Source organism: uncultured Marinobacter sp., assembly GCF_963974375.1.
Lineage (GTDB): Bacteria > Pseudomonadota > Gammaproteobacteria > Pseudomonadales > Oleiphilaceae > Marinobacter.
Genome location: NZ_CAXBDN010000240.1, coordinates 1 through 6,746 on the forward strand (window position 1 = coordinate 1; position 6,746 = coordinate 6,746).

Genomic DNA, 6,746 nt, shown 5'->3' on the forward strand with positions numbered 1-6,746 from the left:
ACTTCGCTATCGGCCATTGTTGAAGAAATTCAGCAGACCATGATGGAAGAATGCGATTTCATTCAGGAAGCCCGCAATCTGGAAACCTTCCGGAATTTTCTGCTCGATACCCACAACGAAGATGTGGTGGTTCCGGTGGTCTATCATCAGGCCAGTACCCGAAGAGTTCTGACCATGGAGCGCTTTTATGGGGTTCCGCTGACCGACCTGGAAACCATCCGCAAAGTGACCAACGATCCCGAGCGAACGTTGATCACCGCCATGAATACCTGGTTCGCCAGTCTTACCCGCTGTGAATTCTTTCATGCTGATGTCCATGCCGGAAATCTGATGGTGTTGGAGGACGGCAGGGTGGGTTTTATCGATTTTGGTATTGTCGGACGCATTCGACCGGAAACCTGGCAGGCGGTATCGGATTTTATTGCTGCAGTCATGGTGGGCAATTTTGAGGGGATGGCGGATGCCATGTCCCGTATCGGGGTAACCCGTGAGGCCGTGGATACCGAGGCACTGGCCAATGATCTGCGCCGGCTTTACCAAAGTATGGACCAGATGACCCCGGATGATTCAGCTCCCCATTGGCGGGAAGGAGCCGACGCTGATGATGAGGTCAATAATCTGCTGTTGGAAGTGGTGCGGATCGGAGAAGATCACGGACTCCATTTCCCCCGGGAGTTTGCACTGTTGCTGAAACAGTTTCTGTATTTTGACCGTTACGTTCATATACTCGCGCCGGAAATGGATATGTTCATGGATGACCGGCTTACCATGCTTCACTGATACGGCTGCATAGATTGACCTCAATGCCCCTTCCTGAATACAGCCCCCAATGTCTGCGGGCTGCTCTCCACCAGAAGAGTCACCACTGACTTATGGCCCTGGTTGCTTTACAGACAGAATCCTTTCGAAATCTGGTGGCGGGAAGTCATCAGTTTTCCACGTCTGTGAACCTGATTTACGGTGCCAATGGTAGTGGCAAAACCAGCCTGCTCGAGGCGATTGGCTATCTGGGCCTTGGCCGGTCTTTTCGTCAGAATCGTCACCAGTCGGTGTGCAGTCATGACGCCTCTCGTTTTGTGGTGTTCGGTAAGCTTTTGTCGGGAGGGCGCGACGATCGCCTGACTGAGCATCGTCTCGGGTTTTCCCGTGATCTGGCTGCGAAGGAGACCCGTCTTCGTGTTGATGGCGAAACCGTCGTGAGTTTGTCTTCCCTCGCTGCGTTGTTTCCGGTCTCGGTGATAGATCCCGGTGTCTTTGATATTGTTGCCGGCGGTCCCGGCAAGCGTCGTCAGTTTCTGGATTGGCTGGTGTTCCACGTGGAACCTTCGTTCGGTTCCCTGTGGCTGCAGTGCCAAAGAGTGATATCACAGCGGAATCAAATGCTCAGAAGTGGTAGACTGGATGGTCCGCAAATGAAGGTCTGGGACCGCCAGTTTGTCACTCTGGCTGAGAAGGTTAATCTTCATCGGCAGAAAGTTTTCGACCGCTTTGCAGCGGAGGTCAGGGCCCTTCTGGAAGAGATTCCGGCACTGTGGTCCGGACCAGTGGCATTTGATTACTTTCCGGGTTGGGATTCCGGCAAGGGCTTGCAGGAAGTCCTTGAGCTGCATTCGGCCCAGGAAAGAAAGGTTGGGTACACGCTGTATGGCCCCAACCGAAGCGACATTCGGGTGAAGTATCACAACCGGAATGTGGCTGAAACGTTTTCGAGAGGGCAGCAAAAAACCCTGGTCATACTGATGAAGTTAGCTCAGGCCCGGGTGCTGCGGAAGGAAGGAAAACAGATCACCTTTCTTCTTGATGATATAAACGCCGAGCTCGATAGTGCGCACCGCACTCTGCTTGCAGCACAACTGCAGGCATTGGGGAGTCAGGTTTTTCTGACCACTATTGAGCGACCGGAACCGGAAGAATTGTGGCAGAACACCTTGCCCGATTATCGAATGTTCCACGTGGAACATGGCCGGTTAACGGAAGAATAAACCAGCGCTTCAGGAGCGTCAGAATGACCGAACAGAGTTACAATTCCTCCAGTATCAAGGTTCTCAAGGGTCTGGATGCCGTACGCAAACGGCCCGGTATGTACATTGGTGACACCGACGATGGCACCGGTCTGCATCACATGGTGTTCGAACTGGTGGATAACTCGATTGACGAAGCGCTGGCCGGACACTGTTCCGAAATCGGCGTGGTCATTCATCCGGACGAATCTATCACCGTGAGAGATAACGGCCGCGGTATTCCGGTTGATATGCACGAAGGCGAAGGGGTTTCAGCTGCTGAGGTCATAATGACCGTGCTCCATGCCGGTGGTAAATTCGATGACAACAGTTACAAGGTATCCGGCGGTCTCCACGGCGTGGGTGTATCGGTGGTTAACGCCTTGTCGAACAGCCTGCGTCTGACCATCCGTCGGGAAGGCAAGGTTCATGAGCAGATGTACACCCACGGTGTCCCGAATCATCCGCTCAAGATGGTTGGTGATACCGATCGCAGCGGCACAGATGTTCATTTCATACCATCTGAACAGACCTTCACCAATATCAAATTCCATTACGACATTCTGGCCAAGCGTCTGCGGGAACTGGCCTTTCTGAATAGTGGTGTGAGAATCCGGTTGCAGGATGAGCGCAGCGGCAAGGAAGAGGTCTTCGAATACGAAGGTGGTCTACGTGCTTTTGTAGAGCATCTGAACACCAGCAAAACCCCGGTCAACCGGGTCTTCCATTTCAACAAGGATCGTGAAGACGGCACCTCGGTGGAAGTGGCCATGCAGTGGAACGATGCCTTCCAGGAAAACATCTACTGCTTCACCAACAATATTCCCCAGCGTGACGGTGGTACCCACCTTGCCGGCTTCCGCGCCGCCCTGACCCGCTCCCTGAACAACTACATTGAGCATGAGGGACTTGGCAAGAAATCCAAGGTTGCCACTTCCGGCGATGACGCCCGTGAAGGGCTGACCGCGATTATCAGTGTCAAAGTACCGGATCCCAAGTTCTCTTCCCAGACCAAGGACAAGCTGGTGTCCTCAGAAGTGAAGACGGCTGTGGAGCAGGAGCTGTACCAGGCCTTTTCTGAATACCTGCAGGAACAACCGGCCGAAGCGAAAACCATCGTCAACAAGATGATTGATGCTGCCCGTGCCCGGGAAGCAGCTCGAAAAGCCCGGGACATGACCCGACGTAAAGGGGCTCTGGATATTGCCGGCCTGCCTGGCAAACTGGCGGACTGTCAGGAAAAAGACCCGGCGTTGTCTGAACTGTTCATTGTGGAGGGTGACTCGGCCGGCGGTTCCGCCAAACAGGGCCGGGAACGCCGTACACAGGCTATCCTGCCGCTGAAAGGCAAGATCCTGAACGTGGAAAAAGCCCGATTCGACAAGATGCTGTCGTCCGCTGAAGTGGGTACCCTGATCACGGCCCTGGGTTGTGGTATCGGCCGGGAAGAGTTCAATGCCGACAAGCTCAGGTACCATTCCATCATTATCATGACGGATGCGGATGTTGATGGCTCCCACATACGGACCCTGTTACTGACCTTCCTGTTCCGGCAAATGCGCGAGATTATTGACCGGGGACATGTGTTCATTGCGATGCCACCCTTGTACAAGGTCAAGCGCGGCAAACAGGAGCAGTATCTGAAGGACGAAAAAGCCAAAGAGGCTTATCTGACCCAGACGGCCCTGGAGAATGCCCAGCTGTTTGTGAATTCCGACGCCCCGGCTATCAAGGATTCGGCGCTGGAAACCATGGTCAAGGAATACCAGACGGTCATGGCGATGATCGATCGACTGTCCCGGGCTTATCCCGCTTTGGTACTGCGCCAGATGGTGCAGAATACGACCTTGTCGGTGGATGATCTTAACGATGAAGTAACCGTTGCCAAATGGGCAGCGCGCCTGGGTGAAGGTCTGGAGCTGGATACCCGTACCGGCACCAAGTTCACCTTCTCGGTTGAAAAGGATCCGGAACGTGGCCTGTTCCTGCCAAAAGTGGTCCTGCATGTTCACGGTATTCCCCATGAACACATATTTAATCATGAGTTCTTCGACTCATCATCCTACAAGGCGATTGCCCGCCTTGGTGAAACTCTGGATGGCCTGATTGAAGAAGGCGCCTACATCCAGCGCGGTGAGCGCAAACAGGCGGTGTTGAGCTTTGAAGGGACGTTGGAGTGGCTGATGAAGGAAGCGCAACGAGGTCTGACAATCCAGCGCTATAAGGGTCTCGGGGAGATGAACCCGGAACAGCTGTGGGAAACCACCATGGATCCGGAAAGCCGCCGTATGATGAAAGTAACCATTGAAGATGCTTTCGCTGCCGATCAGATATTCACCACACTGATGGGTGACGATGTAGAGCCCCGGCGTGCCTTTATTCAGAGTAACGCACTACGGGTCACCAATCTGGATGTGTAGCTCCTGATAGCCTTGCAGGTTGAGCTCAGGGAACGAGCGCAGTCGGGACAGGGAAAACCCGACCAATAAAAAAGCCCCGCCGGAATAGACATACCGGCGGGGCTTTTTTAATGAACGGGGTTATCAGTTCATTTCACGGGCTAATGTCTGATCGGATCTCGCTCGACCGTTTTCCGGAAATTCCCCGCAAAGATAGGCAAACACCAGCGCCCGGATCTGATCAGCAAAGGCTTCAACGCTGACGTTCTGCTTGTAATATTTCCGACGTTTCAGGTACCAGTCCTGCATCATTGCCTTGATCAGGGCGGCCAGCAAACGGGGATTGTCGTGTTCCCGTGCAGAGCCGGCGTCCATGGCTTCCTCAATGATGGAACAGAAGATGGTTTCAATCTCCCGCTCAATGGCGATGGCGTCTTTCTTTTCTTTTTCCGGCAGGCTTTTGGCTTCCATATAGGAAAAATAGAACCAGGGCCGCATCAGTTCACTGAGAAAAACGTGGGCCCTGATTGCCTGCCATAGTTTTTCCAGTGGATCCGCTATGTCTGAGGTATAACGGACCAGCGTGCGGCGGGTCAGGATAAACCCATGACTCTGAATAAGATGAATCAGATCATCCTTGTTGCGGATGTAGGCGTAAAGGCCACCCATACTGAGGCCAGAGTCCGCGCACAGATCCCGCAGGGTCATGGCGTGAAATCCCTTGGAGTTGGCAAGCTGCAGCGTTGAATCAATGATCCGGGCGAGATTTCGGGTAGCGGTGGTTTCCTTTTTGATACGGATCATGTCGGTGTTCTGCCGGAAAAGCTCTGTGCAGATTTCTTCCTTGGAAAGCCGAAGGTCGTTCTTGAAGGTCTCGAAATCCTGAATCATCATTAGAGTTCCCTGTTGATCTCCGGATTGTACGCCAGCTGCCCTGCTCCTTCCGAGAGCGGGTTAGCGTCCCGGCTGGCGTGTCTTGCCTGCCCCGAAACCACTCCGGCGCAGGCCTGGCCTGACTCGTTTCAGTTCAGCTGATCCCGCAGAATGTTCTTGCGAATCTTGCCCGTTGCGGTCTTCGGTAACTCGCCTATAACCACCCTTTTGGGTACCTTGAACCGGGCCAGTTTCTCTCGACAGAACTGGATCAGCCGCTCTTCCGTCAGACTGCCATCGTCGTTAACCGGATTCACAAAAGCACAGGGCACTTCGCCCCATTTCTCATCGGCCATGGCAACCACAGCGGCCTCCGAAACTTCCGGATGCAAATACAGGACTTCCTCCACCTCCAGGCTGGAAATATTCTCGCCTCCGGAAATAATGATGTCCTTGGCACGATCACGGATTTCGATGTAATTATCCGGGTGCATAACCGCCAGGTCGCCAGAACTGAACCAGCCGTTCCTGAAGGCTTTTTCGGTAGCTTCGGGATTTTTCAGATAACCCTTCATCACCGTGTTGCCACGAATGCAGATTTCGCCGAGTGTCTGTCCGTCCGCAGGTACCGGTTCACCGGTATCACGATCACGTACCGAGATGGCATCCACGGAGAGGGTTGCGACGCCCTGCCGGGACATTTTAACCGCTTTCTGTTCCAGCGGCAGTCCAGCCCAGTCCGGTTGTGGCACACACAGGCTGGCCGGCCCGTAGGACTCAGTCAGCCCGTACAGGTGAGTGATAACGAAACCGATTTCACCGGCCTTGCGAATAACCGCACTGGGGGGCGCAGCACCGCCAAGGGCAAACTGGGCCGGCTCACTCAGGCGTTTGCCCTGTCGATCCAACTCACTCAAGACCATATTGAGCACAATAGGTGCACCGCACAGATGGGTCACCCGGTGTTCTTCGATCTTGCGATAGATCACATCCGGATCTACCTTGCGCAAACAGACATGGGTACCGCCGATGGCCGTAATGGCCCAGGTGTACCCCCAGCCATTGCAATGAAACATGGGCAGGGTCCAGAGATACACGGTCTGGTCGTTCATGTTAAAGGCCATGGCATCACTCATGGCCGCGAGATAGGCCCCACGATGGTGGTAGACCACCCCTTTGGGGTTGCCGGTGGTACCGGAGGTGTAGTTAAGACTGATGGCATCCCATTCGTCTTCCGGGCCCTGCCATGGAGCGTCCTCACGGCCACTGGCAATGAGCGCTTCCCAGGACTGGCTGGCGAGGCCATCGGAGGGTCCGGCATCCCTCTCAATGGCAATCAGGATGGGAGGGTGATCCACATTGGCCAGCGTGGACTTCACCAACTCTTCAAACTCGGTGTCGTAGGCCAGCACCCTGGCCTCACCGTGGTTGAGAATGAACCCCAGAGTTGGCCCATCGAGCCGGATGTTGAGCG

The 6,746-nt window shown here is 54.4% G+C and carries 5 protein-coding genes; 3 read left to right on the forward strand and 2 right to left on the reverse strand.

The features are described 5' to 3' along the window. The 3 genes from AAC035_RS16865 to gyrB form a co-directional block, all read left to right on the forward strand. A partial coding sequence (locus tag AAC035_RS16865; RefSeq protein WP_339806200.1) for an AarF/ABC1/UbiB kinase family protein occupies nucleotides 1-780 on the forward strand: 780 nt, incomplete at its 5' end. A 92-nt stretch (nucleotides 781-872) separates the two neighbouring features. Continuing rightward, the gene (recF, locus tag AAC035_RS16870; protein WP_339806202.1) at nucleotides 873-1,982 is read left to right on the forward strand and encodes a DNA replication/repair protein RecF; all 1,110 of its coding nucleotides are present in this window, start codon (nucleotides 873-875) and stop codon (nucleotides 1,980-1,982) included. A 23-nt stretch (nucleotides 1,983-2,005) separates the two neighbouring features. Next, nucleotides 2,006-4,420 carry a DNA topoisomerase (ATP-hydrolyzing) subunit B gene (gyrB, locus tag AAC035_RS16875; RefSeq protein ID WP_339806204.1) on the forward strand — a complete coding sequence of 805 codons (2,415 nt, stop codon included), beginning with the start codon at nucleotides 2,006-2,008 and terminating at the stop codon, nucleotides 4,418-4,420. A gap of 123 nt (nucleotides 4,421-4,543) precedes the next feature. Here the strand turns inward: gyrB and AAC035_RS16880 are convergent, their stop codons facing one another. Continuing rightward, on the reverse strand, nucleotides 4,544-5,293 hold the full coding sequence (locus AAC035_RS16880) for a TetR/AcrR family transcriptional regulator (RefSeq protein WP_339806206.1): 750 nt from the start codon (nucleotides 5,291-5,293) through the stop codon (nucleotides 4,544-4,546). 128 nt (nucleotides 5,294-5,421) lie between these two features. Beyond that, on the reverse strand, nucleotides 5,422-6,746 hold a 1,325-nt coding region (locus AAC035_RS16885), incomplete at its 5' end, for an AMP-binding protein (RefSeq protein ID WP_339806208.1).

Coding starts and splice junctions, on each gene's coding strand:
- recF (WP_339806202.1), top strand. CDS start 873: ATGGCCCTGGTTGCTTTACAGACAGAATCCTTTCGAAATCTGGTGGCG.
- gyrB (WP_339806204.1), top strand. CDS start 2,006: ATGACCGAACAGAGTTACAATTCCTCCAGTATCAAGGTTCTCAAGGGT.
- AAC035_RS16880 (WP_339806206.1), bottom strand. CDS start 5,293: ATGATGATTCAGGATTTCGAGACCTTCAAGAACGACCTTCGGCTTTCC.